20 protein-coding genes and 1 pseudogene are annotated in these 21,462 nt (G+C 73.8%); 10 read left to right on the top strand and 11 right to left on the bottom strand.

Annotated features, from left to right (window positions below):
* Positions 1-149: 149 nt before the first annotated feature.
* From ACQPYN_RS09055 to ACQPYN_RS09040, 4 genes are all read left to right on the top strand, one after another.
* Positions 150-941 (top strand): hypothetical protein, encoded by a 792-nt coding sequence (locus tag ACQPYN_RS09055; protein WP_433036067.1) that lies wholly within the window; start codon positions 150-152, stop codon positions 939-941.
* 81 nt (positions 942-1,022) lie between these two features.
* The gene (locus ACQPYN_RS09050) at positions 1,023-1,676 is read left to right on the top strand and encodes a class F sortase (protein WP_433036065.1); all 654 of its coding nucleotides are present in this window, start codon (positions 1,023-1,025) and stop codon (positions 1,674-1,676) included.
* Positions 1,677-1,868: 192 nt separating this feature from the next.
* On the top strand, positions 1,869-5,726 hold the full coding sequence (locus ACQPYN_RS09045) for a multifunctional oxoglutarate decarboxylase/oxoglutarate dehydrogenase thiamine pyrophosphate-binding subunit/dihydrolipoyllysine-residue succinyltransferase subunit (RefSeq protein ID WP_433036063.1): 3,858 nt from the start codon (positions 1,869-1,871) through the stop codon (positions 5,724-5,726).
* Between the two features lie 2 nt (positions 5,727-5,728).
* The gene (locus tag ACQPYN_RS09040; RefSeq protein ID WP_274191560.1) at positions 5,729-5,905 is read left to right on the top strand and encodes a DUF6104 family protein; all 177 of its coding nucleotides are present in this window, start codon (positions 5,729-5,731) and stop codon (positions 5,903-5,905) included.
* 161 nt (positions 5,906-6,066) lie between these two features.
* On the opposite strand, the gene ACQPYN_RS09035 is transcribed toward ACQPYN_RS09040, so the two are convergent.
* From ACQPYN_RS09035 to ACQPYN_RS09000, 8 genes and pseudogenes are all read right to left on the bottom strand, one after another.
* Positions 6,067-7,089, bottom strand: coding sequence for a CobW family GTP-binding protein (locus ACQPYN_RS09035; protein WP_433036060.1), 1,023 nt, complete (start codon positions 7,087-7,089; stop codon positions 6,067-6,069).
* Positions 7,090-7,194: 105 nt separating this feature from the next.
* A complete protein-coding gene (locus ACQPYN_RS09030) occupies positions 7,195-8,121 on the bottom strand; it encodes an ABC transporter substrate-binding protein (protein WP_433036058.1) in 927 nt (308 codons plus the stop codon).
* On the bottom strand, positions 8,118-8,822 hold the full coding sequence (locus ACQPYN_RS09025; RefSeq protein ID WP_433036056.1) for an ABC transporter permease: 705 nt from the start codon (positions 8,820-8,822) through the stop codon (positions 8,118-8,120). The genes ACQPYN_RS09030 and ACQPYN_RS09025 overlap by 4 nt, the downstream gene beginning before the upstream one ends.
* Before the next feature lie 3 nt (positions 8,823-8,825).
* The gene (locus ACQPYN_RS09020; RefSeq protein WP_433036054.1) at positions 8,826-9,461 is read right to left on the bottom strand and encodes an ABC transporter permease; all 636 of its coding nucleotides are present in this window, start codon (positions 9,459-9,461) and stop codon (positions 8,826-8,828) included.
* On the bottom strand, positions 9,458-10,540 hold the full coding sequence (locus ACQPYN_RS09015; protein ID WP_433036052.1) for an ABC transporter ATP-binding protein: 1,083 nt from the start codon (positions 10,538-10,540) through the stop codon (positions 9,458-9,460). The genes ACQPYN_RS09020 and ACQPYN_RS09015 overlap by 4 nt, the downstream gene beginning before the upstream one ends.
* 125 nt (positions 10,541-10,665) lie before the next feature.
* Positions 10,666-12,288, bottom strand: a complete 1,623-nt coding sequence (locus tag ACQPYN_RS09010) for a putative bifunctional diguanylate cyclase/phosphodiesterase (protein ID WP_433036050.1) — start codon at positions 12,286-12,288, stop codon at positions 10,666-10,668.
* A 92-nt stretch (positions 12,289-12,380) separates the two neighbouring features.
* A pseudogene (locus ACQPYN_RS09005) lies at positions 12,381-12,782 on the bottom strand (PAS domain-containing protein); the annotation flags it as partial.
* Positions 12,783-13,837: 1,055 nt separating this feature from the next.
* The gene (locus ACQPYN_RS09000; protein ID WP_433036048.1) at positions 13,838-15,088 is read right to left on the bottom strand and encodes an NAD(P)-dependent malic enzyme; all 1,251 of its coding nucleotides are present in this window, start codon (positions 15,086-15,088) and stop codon (positions 13,838-13,840) included.
* Positions 15,089-15,190: 102 nt separating this feature from the next.
* Here ACQPYN_RS09000 and ACQPYN_RS08995 point away from each other — a divergent pair, with 102 nt between their 5' ends.
* Positions 15,191-15,802, top strand: a complete 612-nt coding sequence (locus ACQPYN_RS08995; RefSeq protein ID WP_433036046.1) for a dTDP-4-dehydrorhamnose 3,5-epimerase family protein — start codon at positions 15,191-15,193, stop codon at positions 15,800-15,802.
* A 16-nt stretch (positions 15,803-15,818) separates the two neighbouring features.
* Here the strand turns inward: ACQPYN_RS08995 and ACQPYN_RS08990 are convergent, their stop codons facing one another.
* Positions 15,819-16,160: a S24 family peptidase gene (locus tag ACQPYN_RS08990; RefSeq protein WP_433036044.1), complete on the bottom strand. Its 342-nt coding sequence runs from the start codon at positions 16,158-16,160 to the stop codon at positions 15,819-15,821.
* Positions 16,161-16,252: 92 nt separating this feature from the next.
* On the opposite strand from ACQPYN_RS08990, the gene sodN reads away from it, so the two are divergent.
* Entirely contained in the window at positions 16,253-16,666 is a 414-nt protein-coding gene (sodN, locus tag ACQPYN_RS08985) for a superoxide dismutase, Ni (protein ID WP_274191551.1), read from the top strand.
* Between the two features lie 111 nt (positions 16,667-16,777).
* Positions 16,778-17,416 carry an acid phosphatase gene (locus ACQPYN_RS08980; protein WP_433036041.1) on the top strand — a complete coding sequence of 213 codons (639 nt, stop codon included), beginning with the start codon at positions 16,778-16,780 and terminating at the stop codon, positions 17,414-17,416.
* Here ACQPYN_RS08980 and ACQPYN_RS08975 read toward each other — a convergent pair.
* Positions 17,413-17,760: a hypothetical protein gene (locus tag ACQPYN_RS08975; protein ID WP_274193088.1), complete on the bottom strand. Its 348-nt coding sequence runs from the start codon at positions 17,758-17,760 to the stop codon at positions 17,413-17,415. The two genes, ACQPYN_RS08980 and ACQPYN_RS08975, sit on opposite strands and share 4 nt — an antisense overlap.
* 112 nt (positions 17,761-17,872) lie before the next feature.
* Here ACQPYN_RS08975 and ACQPYN_RS08970 point away from each other — a divergent pair, with 112 nt between their 5' ends.
* Positions 17,873-18,793, top strand: coding sequence for a diacylglycerol/lipid kinase family protein (locus ACQPYN_RS08970; protein WP_433036038.1), 921 nt, complete (start codon positions 17,873-17,875; stop codon positions 18,791-18,793).
* Positions 18,794-19,318: 525 nt separating this feature from the next.
* A complete protein-coding gene (locus ACQPYN_RS08965) occupies positions 19,319-19,570 on the top strand; it encodes a WhiB family transcriptional regulator (RefSeq protein ID WP_274191547.1) in 252 nt (83 codons plus the stop codon).
* A gap of 140 nt (positions 19,571-19,710) precedes the next feature.
* On the opposite strand, the gene ACQPYN_RS08960 is transcribed toward ACQPYN_RS08965, so the two are convergent.
* Complete coding sequence (locus tag ACQPYN_RS08960) at positions 19,711-21,225, bottom strand: sensor histidine kinase (RefSeq protein ID WP_433038800.1); 1,515 nt, start codon at positions 21,223-21,225, stop codon at positions 19,711-19,713.
* An 86-nt stretch (positions 21,226-21,311) separates the two neighbouring features.
* On the opposite strand from ACQPYN_RS08960, the gene ACQPYN_RS08955 reads away from it, so the two are divergent.
* Complete coding sequence (locus ACQPYN_RS08955) at positions 21,312-21,386, top strand: 50S ribosomal protein bL37 (RefSeq protein ID WP_378034828.1); 75 nt, start codon at positions 21,312-21,314, stop codon at positions 21,384-21,386.
* The last annotated feature ends 76 nt before the right edge of the window (positions 21,387-21,462 follow it).

Raw genomic sequence — 21,462 nt, 5'->3', positions numbered from 1 at the left:
GGGGAATCGGACAGCATCCTTCGTCCCGGCGGCCCGATCAGTTCGGTTTCCCGTCGGATCCGACCATTTCCGAACCGGTCGGCCGCCGGGCGCGGACGAGGGACATCAGCTCAGCACCGACGCTGATCTCGCCTCCGGAAGGCCTTCTCGTGACCCTTCGTCGTACGTTCGCCACCCTGCTCGTCAGCGGTGTGTCGGCCCTGGCGCTGGCCGGGCTCACCGCCGGTACCGCGGCTGCCGCCGACCCGGTCGCCACCATCCCCGACCTCACCGGCCAGTCGTCGTCGGTCCGGCTCGACCCGGGCTTCACCGACGCCCTGACCCAGCTCGAGGTCACCCCCGGGACGATCGGCGACGCCACGCTCGCCGACGGCAGCGTGAAGTTCCCGATCACCGGGGGCAACGTCACCGTCTACGAGCCCGGCACCGTCAACCCCTACGTCCAGGGCCGCATCGAGCACGACGGCAGCGGGCTGAGCCTCACCAAGGGCGAGACCAAGGTCGAGCTGACGGACTTCGTCATCGACCCGGGGAACCCCGCGACGCTCAGCGGCAAGGTGAGCGCGGGCGGCCAGACCATCGCCGAGTCGGCGGTGCTGTTCGACCTCGACGGCTCGACCCTGCAGCCCATCTCGACCGACGCCGCCGCCGGCACGGCCACCCTGACCGGCACCACGGTGCGGCTCTCGCAGACCGCCGCGACCGCGCTCAACCAGGCGTTCGGCACCGACGCGATCCAGGGCGGGCTGACCGTCGGCGTCGCCACCATCGTCGTCAACCTGCCCGGCCAGATGCCGGCCATGCCGGCCGGCGGCGTCGAGACCGGCGGCGGCTCCACCAGCGGACCGTCGCCCGTCCTGCTGACCGCGGGTGTCGTCGCCCTGGTCGCCGCGGGTGGCGTGGGCTTCGCCGCCCGGCGCCGCGCGGGCGCCCGGCACTGACCCTCTGATCCGGTTACTGGCTGGTATCGCTCGCTCAGCGAGCGATACCAGCCAGTAGTCGCCGAACCCCGGGAGCACGCGATGACCGAGTCCACCGCACCGGCCCGCCGCCGGGTGCTGCTGGTCGTCGCCGGCGCGCTCGCGGTGCTCGGCCTCGTGCTGGGCGGCGCGGGGCTCCTCGGGTCGGAGCCACCCGCCCCGGCCGCCGCCGTCGCCGCCGACCCGCTGGCCACGACCCCACCCACCGCCGCCGCGGGACCCCGCCGGCAACCGGCCACCGGGTCTCCCCCGGCGTCGATCACGATCCCCGCGATCGACGTCGCGTCGCCGGTGGACTCGGTCGGGCTGGAGCCGGACGGCACCCTCGAGGTGCCGGTGCCGGGCCCGGCGTACGACCACGCCGCCTGGTACCGCGGGTCGCCGACGCCCGGACGGGTCGGCCCGTCGGTGGTCCTCGGGCACGTCGACTCGGCCGCGAACGGCCCGTCGGTGTTCTACGACCTCGGGCGGCTGCGTCCCGGCGACCGGGTCACGATCACGTCGGCGGACCGGTCGTCGCGCACCTTCGCGGTCGACGCCGTGCGCTCCTTCCCGAAGGACGAGTTCCCGAGCCTCGAGGTCTACGGCGACACCGCCGGCCCCGAGCTGCGCCTCATCACCTGTGGCGGCGACTTCGACGACGCCGCGCGCTCGTACCGCGACAACACGGTCGTCTTCGCCCGGCTCGTGACGTGACGCGCGGCGTCCGACCGGGCACTCCGCGGTGAGACGCCGGTCTCAGGACCTCCCGAAGCCCCTCGCAGGTGGAGCAACGGTCGTGTGGACCGGTGCAGTGTGCGACAGGGGCCCCACCCCGGGCGGTGTCAAGCGCTAATCTGGACACGCTTCCGACGCCACCGCGATGACTGATTGAGGCGATTTCGAGTCGTGTCGAGTAGTAGCCCGACCGCCCAGTTCGGACCCAACGAGTGGCTGGTCGACGAGATGTACCAGCGCTACCTCGCCGACCCCTCCTCGGTCGACAAGGCGTGGCACGAGTTCTTCGCCGACTACGCCCCTGCCGACAGCCAGCCCGACGGTGCCGACCAGCAGGCCGACCAGCAGGCCGACGACGCCGCCGGGGACCACGCCGACACGGCGGCGCCCGACGGTGACGGCGCGTCGGCCGCCCCCGCGCCCGCCCCGTCCAACGGGAAGGCCTCCACGAGCACCGCGTCGTCCTCGCAGGACGCCCCCCGCTCGTCGTCCGCCAACGGCAGCGCTCCCGCCGGCAGCACCACCGGCACCGGCTCGCCGGCCGCCCCGGCGACCGACGGCGCGCGCACCACCGCCTCGCGCAGCGGCGAGACCCCGAGCAAGCCGCCGGCCGGCACCACGAGCCCCGCCAAGGCCGCCCAGCCGGGCGCGGGCGCCGACGCGGACCAGACGACGAAGCCGCTGCGCGGCGCCGCGAACGCGATCGCGAAGAACATGACCGCGTCGCTGCAGCTGCCCACCGCGACGAGCGTGCGGGCCGTGCCGGCGAAGCTGCTGGCCGACAACCGCATCGTCATCAACAACCACCTGCGGCGCTCGCGCGGCGGGAAGGTCTCGTTCACCCACCTGCTCGGGTACGCGATGGTCCGCGCCCTCGCGGACTTCCCGAACATGAACCGGCACTACGGGGAGGACGACAAGGGCAAGCCCGCCGTCGTCGACCCCGGGCACGTCAACCTCGGCCTGGCGATGGACCTGCCGGGCAAGGACGGCTCGCGCACGCTCGTCGTCGTCGCCCTCAAGGGCACCGAGAACATGAGCTTCGCGCAGTTCTGGGCCTCCTACGAGGAGATGGTGCGCAAGGCGCGCAACAACGCGCTGACCAGCGAGGACTTCTCCGGCGTCACGATCAGCCTGACCAACCCGGGCACGATCGGCACCAACCACTCGGTGCCGCGCCTGACCGTCGGCCAGGGCACCATCGTCGGCGTCGGCGCCATGGAGTACCCCGCCGAGTTCCAGGGGGCGAGCGAGGAGAAGCTCGCCGACATGGGCATCAGCAAGATCATCACGCTGACGTCCACGTACGACCACCGGATCATCCAGGGCGCCGAGTCCGGCGACTTCCTGCGGCGCATCCACCACCTCGTGCTCGGCGAGGACGGCTTCTACGACGACATCTTCGCGTCGCTGCGGATCCCCTACGAGCCGATCCGCTGGCGCCAGGACCTGCCGTCGTCGCAGATCGACCGCACCGCGCGGATCATCGAGCTGATCGACGCGTACCGGACGCGCGGCCACCTCATGGCCGACACCGACCCGCTGTCGCACCCCCAGCGCAAGCACCCCGACCTGGACATCGCGTCGCACGGGCTCACGTTGTGGGACCTCGACCGCGAGTTCCCGGTCGACGGCTTCGCCGGCCGCGGCTGCATGAAGCTGCGCGACGTCCTCGGGGTCCTGCGTGACTCGTACTGCCGCACCATCGGCATCGAGTACATGCACATCCTCGACCCCGAGAAGCGCGACTGGCTCCAGGAGCGCATCGAGCGCCCGCACGAGAAGGTGCCGGTCGCCGAGCAGAAGTACATCCTCTCGAAGCTCAACGCCGCCGAGGCGTTCGAGGCCTTCCTGCAGACCAAGTACGTCGGGCAGAAGCGCTTCTCGCTCGAGGGCGCCGAGACCGTCATCCCGCTGCTCGACGCCGTGCTCGACACGGCCGCGGCGCACGAGATGGACGAGGTCGTCGTCGGCATGCCCCACCGCGGCCGGCTCAACGTGCTGGCGAACATCGTCGGCAAGCCGGTGTCGCAGATCTTCCGCGAGTTCGAGGGCAACCTCGACCCGGGCCAGGCGCACGGCTCCGGCGACGTGAAGTACCACCTCGGCGCCGAGGGCAAGTTCTTCCGGATGTTCGGCGACGGCGAGACGACCGTGTCGCTGACGTCGAACCCGTCGCACCTCGAGGCCGTCGACCCCGTGATGCAGGGCATCGTGCGGGCCAAGCAGGACGTGCTCGACAAGGGGCCCGAGGGCTTCACCGTCCTGCCCGTCGCCCTGCACGGCGACGCCGCCTTCGCCGGCCAGGGCGTGGTCGCCGAGACGCTCAACCTCGCGCTGCTGCGCGGCTACCGCACCGGCGGCACGGTGCACGTGATCGTCAACAACCAGGTCGGCTTCACCACCGCGCCCGAGCACACGCGCTCGACGCACTACTGCACCGACGTGGCGAAGATGATCGACGCCCCCGTCTTCCACGTGAACGGCGACGACCCCGAGGCCTGCGTCTGGGTGGCGCGCCTCGCCGTCGAGTTCCGCGAGCGCTGGAACTCCGACGTCGTGATCGACATGATCTGCTACCGGCGCCGGGGCCACAACGAGGGTGACGACCCCTCGATGACCCAGCCGGAGATGTACGACGTCATTGACGCCAAGCGCTCGGTGCGCAAGACCTACACCGAGTCGCTCATCGGCCGCGGCGACATCTCGCTCGACGAGGCCGAGCACGCGCTGCGCGACTACGGCAGCCAGCTCGAGCACGTGTTCAACGAGGTCCGCGAGCTGGAGAAGGCCGACCCGGAGCCCAGCCCGTCGGTCGAGTGGGAGCAGGCCGTCCCCAACTCCCTGCAGACCGCGGTGCCGCTCGAGGTGATCCAGCGGATCGCCCGCGCGCACACCGAGCTGCCCGAGGGCTTCGCGGCGCACCCGCGCGTCAAGCCCGTCCTCGAGCGCCGCGGCAAGGCGGCCGCGACGGACACCGAGGAGGGCATCGACTGGGCGTACGCCGAGCTGCTGGCCTGGGGCTCGCTGCTCATCGACGGCAAGCTCGTGCGCCTGTCGGGCCAGGACTCCCGGCGCGGCACGTTCGTCCAGCGCCACTCGGTGATCATCGACCGGCACAACGGCGAGGAGTACGTCCCGCTGCGGAACCTCACCGCCGACCAGGGCAAGTTCATGCCCTACGACTCGGCGCTCTCGGAGTTCGCGGCGGTCGGCTTCGAGTACGGCTACTCGGTGGCCAACCACAACGCCCTGGTGCTGTGGGAGGCCCAGTTCGGCGACTTCGTCAACGGCGCGCAGTCGATCATCGACGAGTTCATCTCGTCCGGTGAGGCCAAGTGGGGCCAGACCTCCGACGTCGTGCTGCTCCTGCCGCACGGCCACGAGGGCCAGGGGCCGGACCACACCTCGGGGCGCATCGAGCGCTTCCTGCAGCTGTGCGCCGAGGGGTCGATGACCGTCGCGGTGCCGTCCAGCCCGTCGAACTACTTCCACCTGCTGCGCCGCCACGCCATCGACGGTGTGCGCCGCCCGCTGGTCGTCTTCACCCCGAAGTCGATGCTGCGCAACAAGGCGGCCGTCAGCCCGGTGGAGGACTTCACCCACGGCGGCTACCGCCCGATCCTGGACGACCCGGCCTTCGCCAGCGGCGACACCGACGGCGTCTCACGCGTCCTGCTGTGCGCCGGCAAGATCTACTACGAGCTGGTCGCCGCCCGCGAGAAGGCGGGTCGCACCAACGACATCGCGATCGTGCGGATGGAGCAGCTCTACCCGCTGGCCACCGAGGAGCTCACGGCCGTCCTCGACCGCTACCCGAACGCGGACGACGTCCGCTGGGTGCAGGAGGAGCCGGCCAACCAGGGCGCCTGGCCGTTCCTGGGCCTCTGGCTGCCGGAGCGCATGAACGGCCGCCTGCCCCACCTCAAGCGCGTGTCCCGCCGCCGCATGGCCGCCCCGGCCGCCGGCGTCGCCAAGGTGCACGAGGTGGAGCAGAAGGCGCTGATCGCCGAGGCGCTGGGCGACTAGCGTTGTACTTCACGGATCGCGGGATCGAGGAGCTCGAGGACCGGCGGGGCGAGGAGGAGGTCAGCCTGGCGTGGCTGGCCGACCGCCTCCGCGCCTTCGTCGACGCCCACCCCGAGCACGCGGGCGCCGCCGACCGGTTCGCGACGTTCCTGGCGCGCGACGACAGCGACGACGAGTAGGTCGCTGACAGCACGATCAGCAGGCCGAAAGGCACCTCGAAGGGCGACCACGAGGTGCCTTTCGTCCTGGTGATCTCCGCGACGCCGCCGGTCCACGCGCGCGAACGGGGACTTTGCGCGCGTAGAAGCAGCGAACAGCGCGTTCGCTGCGACGCCGCAGGTCAGACGGCGTCGACCCGGTCGGACTCCTCGTAGCGCAGGACCGGGAGCAACGAGGGCTCGCCCGCCGCGGGGTCGGCGGCGCAGGCGTCGAGCGCCGCGTGCAGGGCCGCCGCGTCGAGCCCGACGCCGAGGAACACGAGCCGGGCGCCGGCGACGTCGACGGACCGCGGCGCCGGTCGCACCCGGATCGCCGTCCCCACCGTCTGCACGACGAACGGGGCGGCGCCGGGGAACCGCACCACGCCCTTGGAGCGGAAGACGCCGGCCGGGCCCGCCTCGAGGAACGCCGCGAACCGCGCCGGGTCCAGCGGCCCGTCCCGGTCGACCGCGACGCTCTCCCAGGCGGCGTGGGCGTGCTCGACGGCCGCGTCATCGGAGTCCTCGCGCAGCAGCGCGTCGAACGAGAGCTGGCCCGATCGCGGTGGCCCGCGGCGGGCCGGCGGGTCGACGAGCAGCGCCGGGTCGAGGGCCCCGCGCACCACCGGGAGCACGGGGCCGGGCGCGATCGCGCGCAGGGACGCGAGCAGCGGGGCGGGGTCGTCGACGCGGTCGACCTGGTTGAGCACCACGAGGTCGGCGAGCCGGACCGCAGGGTCGGGCTCGTCCACAGAGCCCGCAGCACCCCCCGCCGCGTCCACGACCACCACCAGCCCGCCGTACGCCGCGTGCCGCGCCTCGCCCCCGACGGCGTCGAGGAGCAGGCGCACGAGCTCGCGCGGCTCCGCGAGGCCGCTGGCCTCCACGACGACGAGGTCGAGGCGGGCGGCCGGGGCCGTCAGCTCGGCCAGCAGCCCCGCGAGGCCGTTGGCGTCGGTGGTGCAGCACAAGCACCCGTCGGCCAGCGACGTCACGGCGCTGGCCTGCCCGGCGACGAGCATCGCGTCGATCCCGATCGCCCCGAAGTCGTTGACCACGACGCCGATCCGGACCCCGTCGGCGCGCCGCAGCAGGTGGTTGACCAGCGTCGACTTGCCGGACCCGAGGTGACCGGCGATCAGCACCACGGGAACGCGACGGGGCACGCCGACCACCCTGACACAGGGCCGACGGGCCCCGGACTCCGGAGCGAACGGGGAGTTCGTGCGCCTAGAAGCAGCGAACCGCCCGTTCGCTCCGGAGGGCAGGGGCTAGCGGATGCCGGCCGAGTTCAGCCAGTCGCGGGCGACGGTCTGCGGGTCCGGACGGTCCGGGCCCGCGAGCCGCGCGTTGAGCTGGGTCAGCTGGGTGGTGTCCATGGCCGCCGAGATCTGGTTGAGCGTGTCGGTGACGCGCGGGTCGGAGGACTTGGCGCGGTTGACCAGCGGCACGACGTTCTGGGCGGCGAAGTTCGACCGCGGGTCCTCGAGCACCACGAAGTCGTTCTCCGGGATCGAGGCGTCGGTGGTGAACAGGTCCGCCGCCTGGACGGTGCCGTCACGCAGCGCCGCCACGGTCAGCGGGCCACCGGCGTCGAGGGCCCGGAACTCCTTGAAGGTGCAGTTGTAGAGCCGCTGCAGGCCCGGGATGCCGTAGGCGCGCTGCTGGAACTCCGGCGGGCCCCCGAAGGAGACCGTCGGGCACAGCGGCGTGAGGTCCTCGATCGAGCGGAGGTTGTTCTGCGTCGCGAAAGCCCGGGTGACGACGACGGCGTCCTTGTCCTCGGCGGGGCTCTGCGCCAGCAGCTGGAGCTGGGGCGGCAGCTTGGAGGAGACCTGCTGGTAGACCTGGTCCGACGCCGTGGCCGTGGTCTGCGGGTCGATGAACTGCAGCAGGTTGCCGGTGTAGTCGGGCACCAGGTCGATCTCGCCGCGCTCGACGGCGGGGTAGTAGGTCTCGCGGCTGCCGATGCCGAAGCGGCGCTCGACGGTGACGCCCTTGCCCTCGAGGGCCGTCGCGTAGATCTCGGCGATCAGCCGGTTCTCGGTGAAGTTCGCCGAGCCGATGCGGACCGTGCCCTGGGCGGAGGGTCCGGCGGGAGCGGTGGCGAGCGGGTCGGAGCCGCCGCCGCAGCCGGCGAGCAGCGCGCCGGCGGCCAGCACGGCCCCGACCAACAGGGCACGCGGGGATCGGATCACGGGGAGACCTCTCTGGTGGTGACGGTGTGAGGTGTGCGGCGCAGCCGCGCGCGGTCGGGGCCGGGCGTGACGAGGCGTCCGAGGCCCTGGAGGACGAGCTCGACGACGATCGAGAGCACGGCGACGACGAGGGCGCCGCCGAGCACCTGCGGGTAGTCGCGGACCGAGAAGCCGTCGAGGATGTAGCGCCCGAGACCACCGAGGCCGACGTAGGCGGCGATGGTCGCGGTGGCGATGACCTGCAGCGTCGCGAACCGCACCCCGCCGAGCACGAGCGGCACGGCCGAGGGCACCTCGACCTGCAGGAGGATCTGGGACTCGCGCATCCCCATCCCGCGGGCGGCGTCGACCGCGCCCGGGTCCGCCCCGGCGACGCCGGAGTAGGCGCCGGCGAGCATCGGCGGGATCGCGAGCAGGACCAGGGCGAGCGTCGGCGGCAGCAGCCCGAGGCCCAGCAGCAGCACGAAGAGCACGAGGACGCCGAGCTCGGGCAGCGCGCGCAGGCCGTTGGCCACGCCGACGACCGCGAGCTCGCCGCGCCGGGTGTGCCCGATGAGCGCGCCCAGCGGCAGGGCGATGACGGCGGCGATGACGACGGCCAGCAGGGTGTACCCGAGGTGCTCGAGCACCCGGGCCGGGATGGCGTTCGGCCCGCTCCACTGCGCCGGGGCGGAGAACCACTCGAGGAGTCGACCGAGCACGCCCTACACCCCCGTCCGTGCGCGGACCCAGGGCGTGAGCGCCCGTCCCAGCGCGAGCCACAGCGCGTCGAAGACGAACGCGAGCACGATCGAGCCGATGATGCCGGCCGCGACCATCGCCGGGTACGACTGCTGGAACCCGTCGGTCATCAGGGTGCCCAGCGACTGCACGCCGACGAGCGCACCGACCGTGACCAGCGAGAACGCCGACACCGACGCGACCCGGATCCCGGCGGTGAGCACCGGCACGGCGAGCGGGAGCTGAACGCCGAAGAAGAGCCCGGACGGCTGGTACCCGACGGCGACCGCCGCCGTGGTGACGGTGACCGGCACGGCGTCGAGGGCCTCCGCGACGCTGCGCACGAGCAGCGCCACCGTGTAGATGACCAGCGTGATCCCCACGTTGAGCGGGCTGAGGATCGGCGTGCCCAGCAGGATCGGGATGAACACGATCAGCGCCAGCGAGGGGATCGTGTAGAGCGCGCCGGACAGCGGCACGAGCACCCGGCGCGCCCCCGGCGACCGGTGCGCCCACCAGCCCAGCGGGACGGCGAGCACCAGGCCCACCAGGACCGGGATCAGGGCGAGCAGGACGTGGGCGATCACGAGCTCGTCGATGTCGTAGCCGAAGGCCCTCACGGGACCGGGTCCGGCCGCAGCAGCGCCAGCACGTCGTCGGGGGCGACCCCGCCCCGGAAGCGGCCCTCGCGGTCGACCGCCACGCCCCGGCCCGCCGGCGAGCTCAGCGCCGCGTCCAGGGCGCCGCGCAGCGTGCCGGCCGCCTCGGAGGCCGCGTCCGCCCCCTCCGTGACGTAGACCGAGCCCAGCTCGTGGCGCACCCCGTCGGGCCCGAGCCAGGCCGCGGGACGCTCGGCCCCGTCGAGCAGGACGGTCCACTCCCCCGGCACCCCCGAGTCGCCGTTCGCGTCCGCGCGCGTCGGTAGCTCGGAGAGCTGCAGCGCGGTGGCCGGCACGAAGCCCAGGCGGCGGTAGCCGCGGTCGCGCCCGACGAACCCGGAGACGAACTCGTCGGCCGGGTGCGCGAGCAGTTCGTCGGGCGGCGCGAACTGCGCCAGGCGGCCGCCGACGCGCAGCACGGCCACGCGGTCGCCCAGGCGGATGGCCTCGTCGATGTCGTGGGTGACGAACAGGATCGTCTTCCCGAGGTCGGCCTGCAGGCGCAGCAGCTCGTCCTGCAGCTCGACGCGCACCACGGGGTCGACCGCCGAGAACGGCTCGTCCATGAGCAGCACGGGCGCGTCACCGGCCAGCGCGCGGGCCACCCCGACGCGCTGCTGCTGGCCGCCCGAGAGCTGCGCCGGCCAGCGCTGCGCCATCGTCGCGTCGAGGCCGACGCGCTCGAGCACCTCGGCCGCCCGGGCCCGGGCCTCCTTGCGCGGGAGGCCCTGGAGCACCGGCACCGTCGCCACGTTGTCGAGCACGCGCCGGTGCGGGAACAGGCCGGCCTGCTGGATGACGTAGCCGATGCCGCGGCGCAGCAGCGCCGGATCACCCTCGGCGACGTCCTTGCCGGCGAGGAGCACCGAGCCCGACGTGGGCTCGACCATGCGGTTGACGGTGCGCAACGAGGTGGTCTTGCCGCAGCCCGAGGGCCCCACCAGCACCGTGATCTCGCCCTCGCGGGCGGTCAGCGACAACGACTCCAGGCCGACGGTGCCGTCGGCGAAGCGCTTCCCCACGTCCCGGAACTCGATCACGTACGACGCCCCCGGGATCCGCCGGCGGCCACGAGTCGGCCACCGAGTCGACGCGTGAATCTAGCCCGACCCCCCGACGGTCGCGACCGATCACGACCGGCCACCACCACCCGGTGTGACGTCGATCACCCTGCGACGCGCGTCTCCGGGACGATCGGGCCGCGGCGCACGAGCTCGGTGAACGCCTCGGCCGGCATCGCGCGGGCGAACAACCAGCCCTGGTAGGCGTGCACGCCGAGGTCGCGCAGCACCGCGAACTGGTCTTCGTCCTCCACGCCCTCGGCCACGCACACCTGCCCGATCGCGGCGGTGAGGTCGACGACCGCGCGGGCCACCGCGCGGTCGGACTCGCCGGTGGCGACCCCACGGACGAAGGCGCGGTCGAGCTTGACGATCTGCGCCGGCAGGCCGGTGAGACGGGAGAGCGACGAGTAGCCGGTGCCGAAGTCGTCGACCGCGAAGCGCACGCCCGCGGCGATGAGCTCGTTCATCTCCCGCAGCGTGTGCGAGGGCAGGTCGGCGAGGCAGGTCTCGACCAGCTCGAGCACCAGACGGTCCCACGGCAGCCCGGACTCGGCGACCGTGGCGCGCACGACGGGCAGGAAGTCCGGGTCGCCGGGCAGCAGGCCCGCGAGGTTCACCGCCACCGACGGCGGGATCCCGTCGGGCGCCGTGCCCGGCCACGTGGCGGCCTCGCGGACCGCGGCGCGCAGCACCCAGCGGTCGAGGTCGCCGAGCAGGTCGGCCGCCTCGGCCACCGGCAGGAACTTGTCGGGGAAGAGCAGGCCGTGCTCGGGGTGCTGCCAGCGCACCAACGCCTCGGCCGTCTGGATGCGCCCGTCCGCCCCGACGACGGGCTGGTAGTGCAGCACCAGCTCGTCGTTGACCATCGCCTCGCGCAGCTGGGTCTCCATGCGCAGCGCCTCGTCGGCGCCTTTCATGATCGCCTCGTCGGCCAGCGCGAAGCGACCGTTGCCGCCGCTCTTGGCCTCGAACAGCGCGGCGTCGGCGAAGCGCATGAGGTCCCCGGTGCCCGGGTGGCCCGGCGCGGGCTCGAGCCCGGCGAGCTCCGTGGCCCGCTCGCGGCGCAGCACCTGGGCCACCGGGTCGTCGGTGGGGTCGATGTCGGGGCCCGACGGGTCGGCGCGGTGGCTGTCGGGGTCGCCGACGCCGAGCCCGATGGTGGCGCCGACCGCAGCCCCGACCGTCGCCGAGATGCGCACGAGCTGGCCGTGCACGGGGATGGCGGTGCGCAGGATGCCGGCCACGGTCGCCGACAGGGCGTCCAGGCCGCCGTGCAGGTCGACGTCGGCGCAGACGACGACGAACTCGTCCCCGGCGCTGCGCGAGGCCGCGCACCCGGCGGGCAGGCGGTCGCGGAGGCGCTGGGCGAGCTCGACGAGCAGCTCGTCGCCGGCGTCGTGGCCGAGCGAGTCGTTGACGCGCTTGAAGTTGTCGATGTCGCAGAACAGCACCCCGGTGCGCCGCGCCGTCGGGCCCGCCAGGAGCCGCGAGACCGTGGTGGTGAGCGCGCGGCGGTTGGGCAGGCCGGTCAGCTCGTCGTGCATGGCCTGGTGGCGCAGGCTCGCCTCGACCCGGCGGGCGTCGGTGACGTCGGTGAACACCACGAGGTGGGTGACGCCGCCGTCCTCGTGCACCGACACCGACACGTGCAGCTCGCACCACACGGGCTCGGCGACCGCGCCGCCGGCGCCGCGCTCCCGGGTGCGCAGCGCGCGGGGGTGCACGACCAGCTCACCGAGCCCGCCGAGCCCGCCGGACGGGCGAGCAGCGGGGTCGCCGGGCCGGGGCCGGCGGCCGACTCCGCCGAGAGGTCGAGCAGCTCGTCGGCGCGCCGGCCGCGCAGCGCCTCCGGGCCCTGGCCCAGCAGGCGGCACAGCGCCTGGTTGGCCTTGACCAGCCGCTCGTCGTCGTCGAAGAGCGCGATCCCGACCGGGGCGACGGCCAGCAGGTCGGTGAAGCGCTGGTTGGAGGCCCGCAGCCGTTCCTCGGCGTGGCGCCGGGCGGTGACGTCGGCTGCCGTGCCGAGCACGGTGCCGGCCCGCAGCGCCGCGTGGAGGGCGAGGATGCGCCCGCTGCCGTCGCCGAGGCGCACCTCGCACTCGAGCGGGGCACCCTCGGTGACCAGGGCCTGCCACCGGCGCGCGAGCCCGCCGCGGTCCTCGGCGTGCAGGGCGGCGAGGAGCGTCTCGGCGCTGCGGGCGGCGTGCGGGTCGATCATCAGGAGCTCGGCGAGCACCGGCGAGAGCCACGCCGACCCGGTGGCGAGGTCGACCTCCCAGTGCCCGAGGCCCGCGATCCGCTCGATGTCGGCGGCGGAGGGGGCCGAGGGGTTCGACGGAGCCGCAGGACCGGCCGGAGCCGCCGGAGCCGCCGCGGCCTCCGGCACCAGCACGAGGGCCGCGCCGCCGCGGGTGTCCGGCCAGGCCACCACCCGCACCGGCAGCGGCGCTCCCGCCACGCGGCGCAGCCGCGCGGTGTAGAGGCCCCCCATGCCCTGGTCGGCCGCGCCCTGGTCGGCCGGGCCGAGGTCGGCGAGCAGCTCCCGCACGGGCCGTCCGAGCATCGTGCGCGGGTCGAGGGCCCCTGTGGGGTCGACCAGACGGGCCACCTGCTCACGGACCTCGGTGATCCGGCCCTGGGCGTCGTGGCGCAGCGCGGGACCGGCCGGCAGGACCGGGACGCCGGCGTCGGGAGCAGCGGCCGCGTCGGGCCGGCGGGGCGTCGTCGTCGCCTGGACGACGACAAGGCCCCGCGAGCCCGGCACCGGCACCGCACTGCTCACGTCTCGACTCCCTCGCCGCGCGGGCCCCCACCGCTCCCCGGAGAGGAACGGACCGACCGCGTCTGTCTCAGCAACGAAGGAGACACGGTCGGGGATCGGCAACATCACCGGAGTGGGGGAGGTCGCGCGGCGACCGTGGCCCGGGACGCGTCGTGCTGCATCACCTGATCGTTCAACCTTGAGTCCATCGACCGGTCGTCGCGCCGAAGCAGACGGAGTCCACGACGAACGGCGTGTGGCCCATCGCGACTCGACCGATGGAACGGACGATCACCCACGTGCGGCTCGACACCTCACGGTCGGTGCGATCTTGCCGCTACGAACGGTTCGTTCCCGGCCACGAACGACGTGCCACCGCCGAACGTGCACGATCCCTGCTCCGGGCGGGCGACACGACATCCGGGCGCGCAGGACCACGGGAGCCGTACCCACTTCCCGTGGAACGCAATCCCGTGATGCCCAACCGGATCTCCCGGGGTGGGAGCAGGGGATCAGTGGTGCCCGTCGACGGCGACCTCGGCCACGTGCCGGCGCACGACCCCCTCCTCGGCCGCGGCCCGGGCCACCGCCTCGGCGACGGCGGGCGCGACCCGCGGGTCGAGCGCGCTGGGGACGATGTGGTCGGGGCCGAACTCGTCGTCGCCGGCCGCGATGTCCGCGATGGCCTCGGCGGCCGCGAGCTTCATCGCCTCGGTGATCCGCCGGGCGGCCGCGTCGAGCGCCCCGGCGAACACACCGGGGAAGGCGAGCACGTTGTTGATCTGGTTCGGGTAGTCGCTGCGCCCGGTGGCGACGACCGCGGCGTGCTTGCGGGCCACGGCGGGGTCGATCTCCGGATCGGGGTTCGACAGCGCGAGCACGACGCCGCCCTCGGCCATCGAGGCGATCACCGACTCGGGGACCGTCGAGCCCGACAGGCCCAGGAACACGTCGGCCCCGTCGACAGCGGCCGCGAGGTCGCCGCGCACGCCGCGGGGGTTCGTGATCTCGGCGAGGGCCATCTTCTCGACGTTCATGCCGTCGCGGCCCGCGTGGATGACGCCGCGCGAGTCGAGCACGACCACGTCGTGCGCCCCGGCCGACAGCAGGATCTTCGCGCAGGCGACCCCGGAGGCCCCGGCCCCGCTGACGACGACCCGGAGCCCGGCGAGGTCGCGGTCGAGGACGCGGGCGGCGTTGCGCAGCGCGGCGAGCACCACGATCGCCGTGCCGTGCTGGTCGTCGTGCATCACCGGGCAGTCGAGCGCCTCGATCAGCCGGCGCTCGATCTCGAAGCAGCGCGGGGCGGCGATGTCCTCGAGGTTGACCGCCCCGAAGCTCGGGCGCAGGTGGACGATCGTGTCGACGATCTCGTCGACGTCGGTGGTCTCGAGCACCAGCGGGATGGAGTCGAGGTCGGCGAACGCCTTGAACAGCGCGGACTTGCCCTCCATCACCGGCAGCGACGCGCGGGGGCCGATGTCGCCCAGGCCGAGGACGGCGGTGCCGTCGGACACGACGGCCACGAGGCGGTGGGTCCACGTGTAGCGGGCGGTGAGGGCCTTGTCGTCGGCGATGGCGCGGCACACCTTGGCCACCCCGGGGGTGTAGGCGATCGCGAGGTCGCGTCGTCCGCCGAGGCCCACGGTGGGCGCGACGGAGAGCTTGCCGCCCTCGTGGGCGGTGAAGACCTCCTCCTCGGTGATGTCGCGGCCGTCGAGGGACGGGGTCGTGTCGGCAGCCTCATTCACGGGGTCGCTCACGGGGGCTCCAAGCGGGGTCGGGGGTCGCGGCACAGGAGGCCGGATCGGTCCGGGCTGCACGCGCGCCGGGACGTGGCACTGCCGAGGTTAGGGTCGGCGTCCGTGGAGGCGCGGGAGCTCGGTGTGCCCGGCGCGTGGCTGTTCAGCCCGCCGGTGTTCCCGGACGCGCGGGGCGCGTTCGCGGCGCCCTTCCAAGCCGGGGTGTTCGCCGACACGGTGGGGCACCCCCTGCATGTTGCGCAGGCGAACACGAGCGTATCCCGGCGCGGCGTGCTGCGCGGGGTCCACTACGCCGACGTGCCGCCCGGCCAGGCCAAGTACGTGCAGTGCAGCGCGGGCGCCGTGCTCGACGTCGTCGTCGACGTCCGCCGCGGCTCCCCCACCTTCGGGGCGTGGGACGCGGTGCGCCTGGACGGCGCGACGCTGCAGGCGGTCTACCTCGCCGAGGGCCTCGGGCACGCCTTCCTCGCCCTCGACGAGGGCACGGTGACGACGTACCTCTGTTCCCGGGAGTACGAGCCGGCCGCCGAGCACGGCATCTCCCCGCTCGACCCCGCGCTCGGCCTGCCCTGGGAGCAGTGGATCCCGCGCGCGGACCTCGTCCTGTCGGACAAGGACGCCGCGGCTCCCGACCTCGACGAGGCGCTCGCGGCGGGCACGCTGCCGACCTGGGCGGCGTGCCGGGAGCGCCACAGGGCCCTGCTGGCCCCCTGAGCCCGTTCCTGGGCCGTCATCGCGCCCGCACCCGCCCCGGGTGTGGCCAGAGCCGCCAGCGCACCGGACCGAGCACCTCCGCGGGCCCCAGGGTGCGCGAGTCGGTGGAGGACCCCGGGGCGTCACCGACGGCGAACCAGCCGTCGGTGTCCTCCAGCGCCGCCCGCTTGACCGAGAGCTGGCCCGGCCGCGAGGACCAGCGCACGAGCGCGACCTCGCCCGGCCGCACCCGCGTCCCGGGCAGCGCGAGCACCACGTCGCCGTCGCGCAGCGTGGGCGCCATCGACGGGCCGCGGACGAGCACCCGGCGCGGACGCCGTCCCACCAGCGTGATCAGCAGCTCACGGGCTGTCCTCACCGGCGGCGCTCCACGTGTCGGGGTCGGGTCACGGGGGTACGTTGACTGACGTCGGAACGATCACCATTTCCCGTGAGGAAGAGGGAGGCGAGATGGGACTGCTCTCCAGCGTCCTCCGCCCGCGCCTGGAGGCCACCGCACACTGCGACCTCCCCTGTGGCGTCTACGACCCGGCTCAGGCCCGGATCGAGGCCGAGTCGGTCAAGGCGATCCAGGAGAAGTACCAGGGCAACGAGGACCCGGCCTTCCGGGCCCGCGCCATCCAGATCAAGGAGGAGCGGGCGGACCTCGTCAAGCACCACCTCTGGGTGCTCTGGACGGACTACTTCAAGCCGCCGCACTTCGAGAAGTACCCGCAGCTCCACGAGCTGTTCAACAAGGCCACCAAGGCCGCCGGTGGCGGTGAGGGCGGCGCCAAGTCGTCCATGGACCCGCAGTCCGGGCAGCAGGTGCTCGACTACATCGCCGAGATCTCGGACATCTTCTGGGAGACCAAGAAGGGCTGAGTCCGGCTCGCAAGCGCCCGTTCACGACGACGCGCCCGTCCCGCACGTGCGGGGCGGGCGCGTCGTCGTCTCCCCGGGCGGGTAGGAGTCACGGATGACCAGGAGCCAGCGGTGAGCGCGAGCCCGACGGGACGCATCTACGTGCTGCGTCACGGCGAGACCGAATGGTCCCGCGACGGACGGCACACCAGCCGCACCGACCTGCCGCTGACCGAGAAGGGTCGCGACGCGGCCCGGACCGCCGGCCGGCTGCTGGTGACGCTGCGCGGGCTCGACGTGCCGCGGCCGGTCGTCTGGACGAGCCCCCGCCAGCGGGCGACGGAGACCGCCCGCCTGGCCGGCCTCGAGCCCGACGCCGTCCGCGAGGACCTCGTCGAGTGGGACTACGGCGCCTACGAAGGCCGCACGACCCCGGAGATCCGCGAGGAGGTGCCGGGCTGGACGGTGTGGACGCACCCGTGCCCCGGCGGCGAGACCGGCGCCGAGGTGGCCGCCCGGCTCGACCGCGTCCTCGCCGACGCGGACCGCGAGCTCACCGAGCGCGACGTCGTGCTCGTCGGGCACGGCCACGCCGGCCGGGTGCTCATCGCCCGCTACCTCGGGCTGGAGCCGGCGGCCGGGGTCGGCTTCGCGTTCGACGCCGCGTCGGTGACGGTGCTGGGCCACGAGCGCGGCGTGTCGCGCATCGACCTGCTCAACGCCCCCGGCGGCCTCGTCGAGCCGCCGCCGCCGCCCGCGGACCGGTACTAGGTACCGGCCCACTCCCGGGCCGGGCGCGAGATCAGCGCGGCCAGCACGGCCGCGGCCAGCAGCAGCACCGGTACGCCCCAGTCCGGGCGGCCCGACGGCACCGCCGCGTAGAAGGCGCAGCCGAGGGTGAGCAGCTGGACGACGATCGACGGCCCGCGGGCCCCGCGCGCGCCGCGCAGGAGCGCGACGCCGGCCACGGTGATGCCCACCCCGAGCAGGACGAGGAAGCCCCAGACCGAGAAGGTCAGGCCCGCGGCCACCATCAGCGCCGCGACGACGAGCGCGACCACACCCTCGGTGAGCACTCCGAGTGCTGCGAGGCGCACAGGGCGTGGCGTCGTCACGGGATCAGCCTAGGCTTCCGCGGTGTGTGGTCCACCGCTCGGTGGAGACATCGGCGACATCGGTACCCGGCACCCCCCGGACGGGCGGGACACCCGGTCTACGGTGAGGGCCGTGCGTGCGCTGCTCGTGGCCAATCCCTCGGCCACCACGACGACGGCGGCCGGTCAGGACGTCATCGCGCACGCGCTCGCGAGCGAGATCAAGCTCGACGTGGTCGTGACCCGGTACCGGGGCCACGCCGCCGAGCTCGCCGCCCGGGCGCGGGCCGAGGCCGTCGACCTGGTGGTCGTGCTCGGCGGCGACGGGACGGTCAACGAGGCCCTCAACGGCCTGCTGGCGGACGGGCCCGGCGAGCACGTGCCCGCGCTCGGCGTGGTGCCCGGCGGGTCGGCGAACGTCTTCGCCCGCGCCCTCGGCGTCCCCCGCGAGCCGCTCGAGGCCACCCACACGCTGCTCGGCGCGATCGCCGAGGGCCGCTCGCGCAGCGTGGGTCTCGGGCGCGCCGACGAGCGGTGGTTCAGCTTCAACGCCGGTCTCGGCTGGGACGCCGACGTCATCGCCTCGATGGAGCGTGCCCGCGGTCGGGGCCACGACGCCACACCGACGCGCTACGTGGCCACCTCGATCCGGCGCTGGTCCCGGGCCCGGGTCGACCCGCCGGACCTCACCGTCGAGGTGCAGGGCGAGGAGCCGGTCGGCGGGATCCGCCTGGCGCTCGTGTCGAACACCGACCCGTGGACGTATCTCGGGGCCCGTCCGGTGCGCACCAACCCCGGCTGCTCGTTCGACAGCGGCCTCGGGCTCTTCGCCCTGCACTCCCTGGGCCTGCCCACCGTCCTGCGGCTCGTCCGGCAGGTCCTGCGCCGCGACGGGGCCGCCGGGCTGCCCTCGGTGCTGCGTCGCGACGACGTGCCCGCGATCCGCGTCACGAGCGACGAGCCGGTCAACCTCCAGGTCGACGGCGACCACCTCGGAGAACGCAGCGACGTCGAGTTCGTGGCCGTTCCGGACGCCCTGCGCGTGGTCGTCTGAGGCCGCCGACGAGCGCGATGTGAACTCCGTGTGAGATCCGATCAGGGTCAGGGCCTTCTGAATCGAGCCGTGCTGCTGACCGCTCGTCGCGCTCGCTCACACGGGTGGACGGTTCGTCGTGCCTGAATCGTCGCTCGTCGCAGCCGGGCGCTCATGACGGTCCGCGCTATTCCACTCACCGACCGAGTTCGCCCGTCGAGCCGCTTGCCACTCGATCTCCCTGGTCACGTCCTGCAGATTGAGTCGCATCCCCCGCGAATACCGGGAAGGGCGCACGACCCGAGAGGGACGTGCACTCGGACCGGAGGGTCCGACGTTCGTGAATGTGCGAGCGACGGGCACGAGGCAGGGGACGGCGACACCGCATTCGTCCGTGGCACCGACGTCACAGTTCGAACGGGAGTTGACGTCCTCAGTCTCTCCTGACAGGTCGCGGGCCCTACACGGGGCCTACGACGAGGTCGAGACGATGACGACCACGACCGGCGCGCACCCCGAGGCGCGCCCACCGAGGAGCTCAGAACGATGGACTGGCGGAACGACGCTGCTTGCCGCGACGAGGACCCGGAACTGTTCTTCCCCGTCGGCACGAGTGGCCCCGCTCTCTCTCAGATCGCCCGCGCGAAAAGCGTCTGCCGGCGTTGCCCCGCGATGACCGAGTGCCTCACGTGGGCGCTGGAGTCCGGTCAGGACGCGGGCGTCTGGGGCGGAGCGAGCGAGGACGAGCGCCGTGCGCTGAAGCGTCACGGCATCCGGCCCGAGGTGCACACCGCCTGATCGGCGGCACGCACCTCGGCATCGTGGCCGGGCGCTCGCTCCCCAGGCGGCCGACCACGACCGAGACCACGAGGGCCCCGGCCCCGTCCCACGGACGGGTCCGGGGCCTTCGTGCTGCTGCGGCCCGTCCGGAGGCCCTGTCAGCGCCCCCGGTGCTGCAGCGGGACCTTCAGCACCGCGCGGGTGCCCCCGTCCTCGGCGGGCCGGATGCTCAGGGCCCCGGCCAGCTCGGAGTCGACGAGCGTGCGCACGATCTGCAGCCCCAGGCCCGTGGCCCGCTCCAGCGAGAACGTCTCCGGCAGGCCGCGGCCGTCGTCGGCGACCTCCACCTCCAGCACCGCGGCCGTGCGCGTCGCCGTGATGACCACGGATCCCGAGGCCCGCTCGGCGAACCCGTGCTCGAGGGCGTTGGCGACGAGCTCGGTGAGCACCATGACCAGCGGCGTCGCCATCACCGCCGGCAGCACACCCACCTCCCCGGCCCGGCTCATGGCCACACGGGCGCCGGGGCGGGCGAGGTCGTTCATCATCGGCAGCACGCGGTCGAGCACGTCGTCGATGTCGACCCGCTCGTCGACCGACGCCGCCAGCGCCTCGTGCACCAGCGCGATCGACGCCACCCGTCGCACGGACTCCGTGAGGGCCTCCTGGGCCTCGGCGTGCGGCGTGCGGCGGGCCTGGAGCCGCAGGAGGGCGGCGACGGTCTGGAGATTGTTCTTCACGCGGTGGTGGATCTCGCGGATCGTGGCGTCCTTGCTGAGCAGGGCGCGGTCGCGGCGACGGACGTCGGTGACGTCGCGGGCCAGGACGACCGCGCCGGACGGCACCCCACGCGGGTGCAGCGGTAGGGCCCGCAGCACCGCCGACGCCCCGTGGCCCTCCAGCTCGGCGCGCTGCGACGGGGTGCCCGCCAGCGCGCCCCGCACGTGCTCGGCGGCCTCGGTGCCCTCGAAGGCGTCGTCGGCGACCTCGCGCACCACCCCGGCCAGGTCCGCGCCGACCAGCTCGTCGCTCCACCCGAGCCGGTGGAACGCCGACGCGGCGTTCGGGCTGGCGTAGAGCACCCGGCCCGTCGAGCTGATGCGCACCAGCCCGTCGCCCACCCGTGGCGTCGAGCGGCCCTCGTCCTTGCTCTGCGCCGTCGGGAACGTGCCGTCGGCGACCATCTGCAGCAGGTCCGCCGCGACCGCGAGATAGGAGATCTCCAGGGTGCTCGGCACCCGGGGCGCGGCGAGGTTGGTGTCGCGCCCCAGGACGGCGATCACCTCACCCCGGCCCGAGGCCTCCCGGGCCTGCGGCGCGCGCACCGGCACGACCTCGCGGCGCACCGACCGCCCGCGGTGCCACCGCGGCTGGTCCTCGCGGCGCAGCGTGGTGTCCTCCATGGCCCGCTGCAGCTGCGGCACCAGGCTCTCGGCGGGCGCGCTGTCCACCATGTCCTCGGGGTGGGCGGTCGCTGTCGTCGTCGGGCGGCTCTGCGCCATGCAGAGGAACCGCCTCGTCCCCTGCGGGCTCGTCACGGGGACCCACAGCAGGAAGTCCGCGAACGACAGGTCGGCCAGCAGCTGCCACTCGGCGACGATGCGCTGCAGGTGGGCCACGGACGCCCCGGACAGGTCCGTGTGGGCCGCCAGGAGGTTCGAGAGCGTCGACACCGGCCGCCCGCGGTTCCCGCTGCCCTGCATGCCGATCATCCAACCACCGCGCCGGTCGCGGTCTCCCCACGTGCGACGATGGACGCATGTCGAAGCGCGCGCGCCAGAAGCGGGACCGCAAGAAGAAGGCCAGCAACCACGGCAAGCGCCCCAACTCCTGAGCGCCTGCCCGCACACGCACGAGGGCCCGTCCGCGGAGGTTCGCGGACGGGCCCTCGTGCGTCGTGCGGTGTGTGC

The sequence above is a fragment of the Actinomycetospora sp. CA-053990 genome, from assembly GCF_050948445.1.
Classification (GTDB): Bacteria; Actinomycetota; Actinomycetes; order Mycobacteriales; family Pseudonocardiaceae; genus Actinomycetospora; species Actinomycetospora callitridis.
Note: the sequence above shows the minus strand (reverse complement) of the source record. Positions and strands in the feature narration are given on the sequence as shown.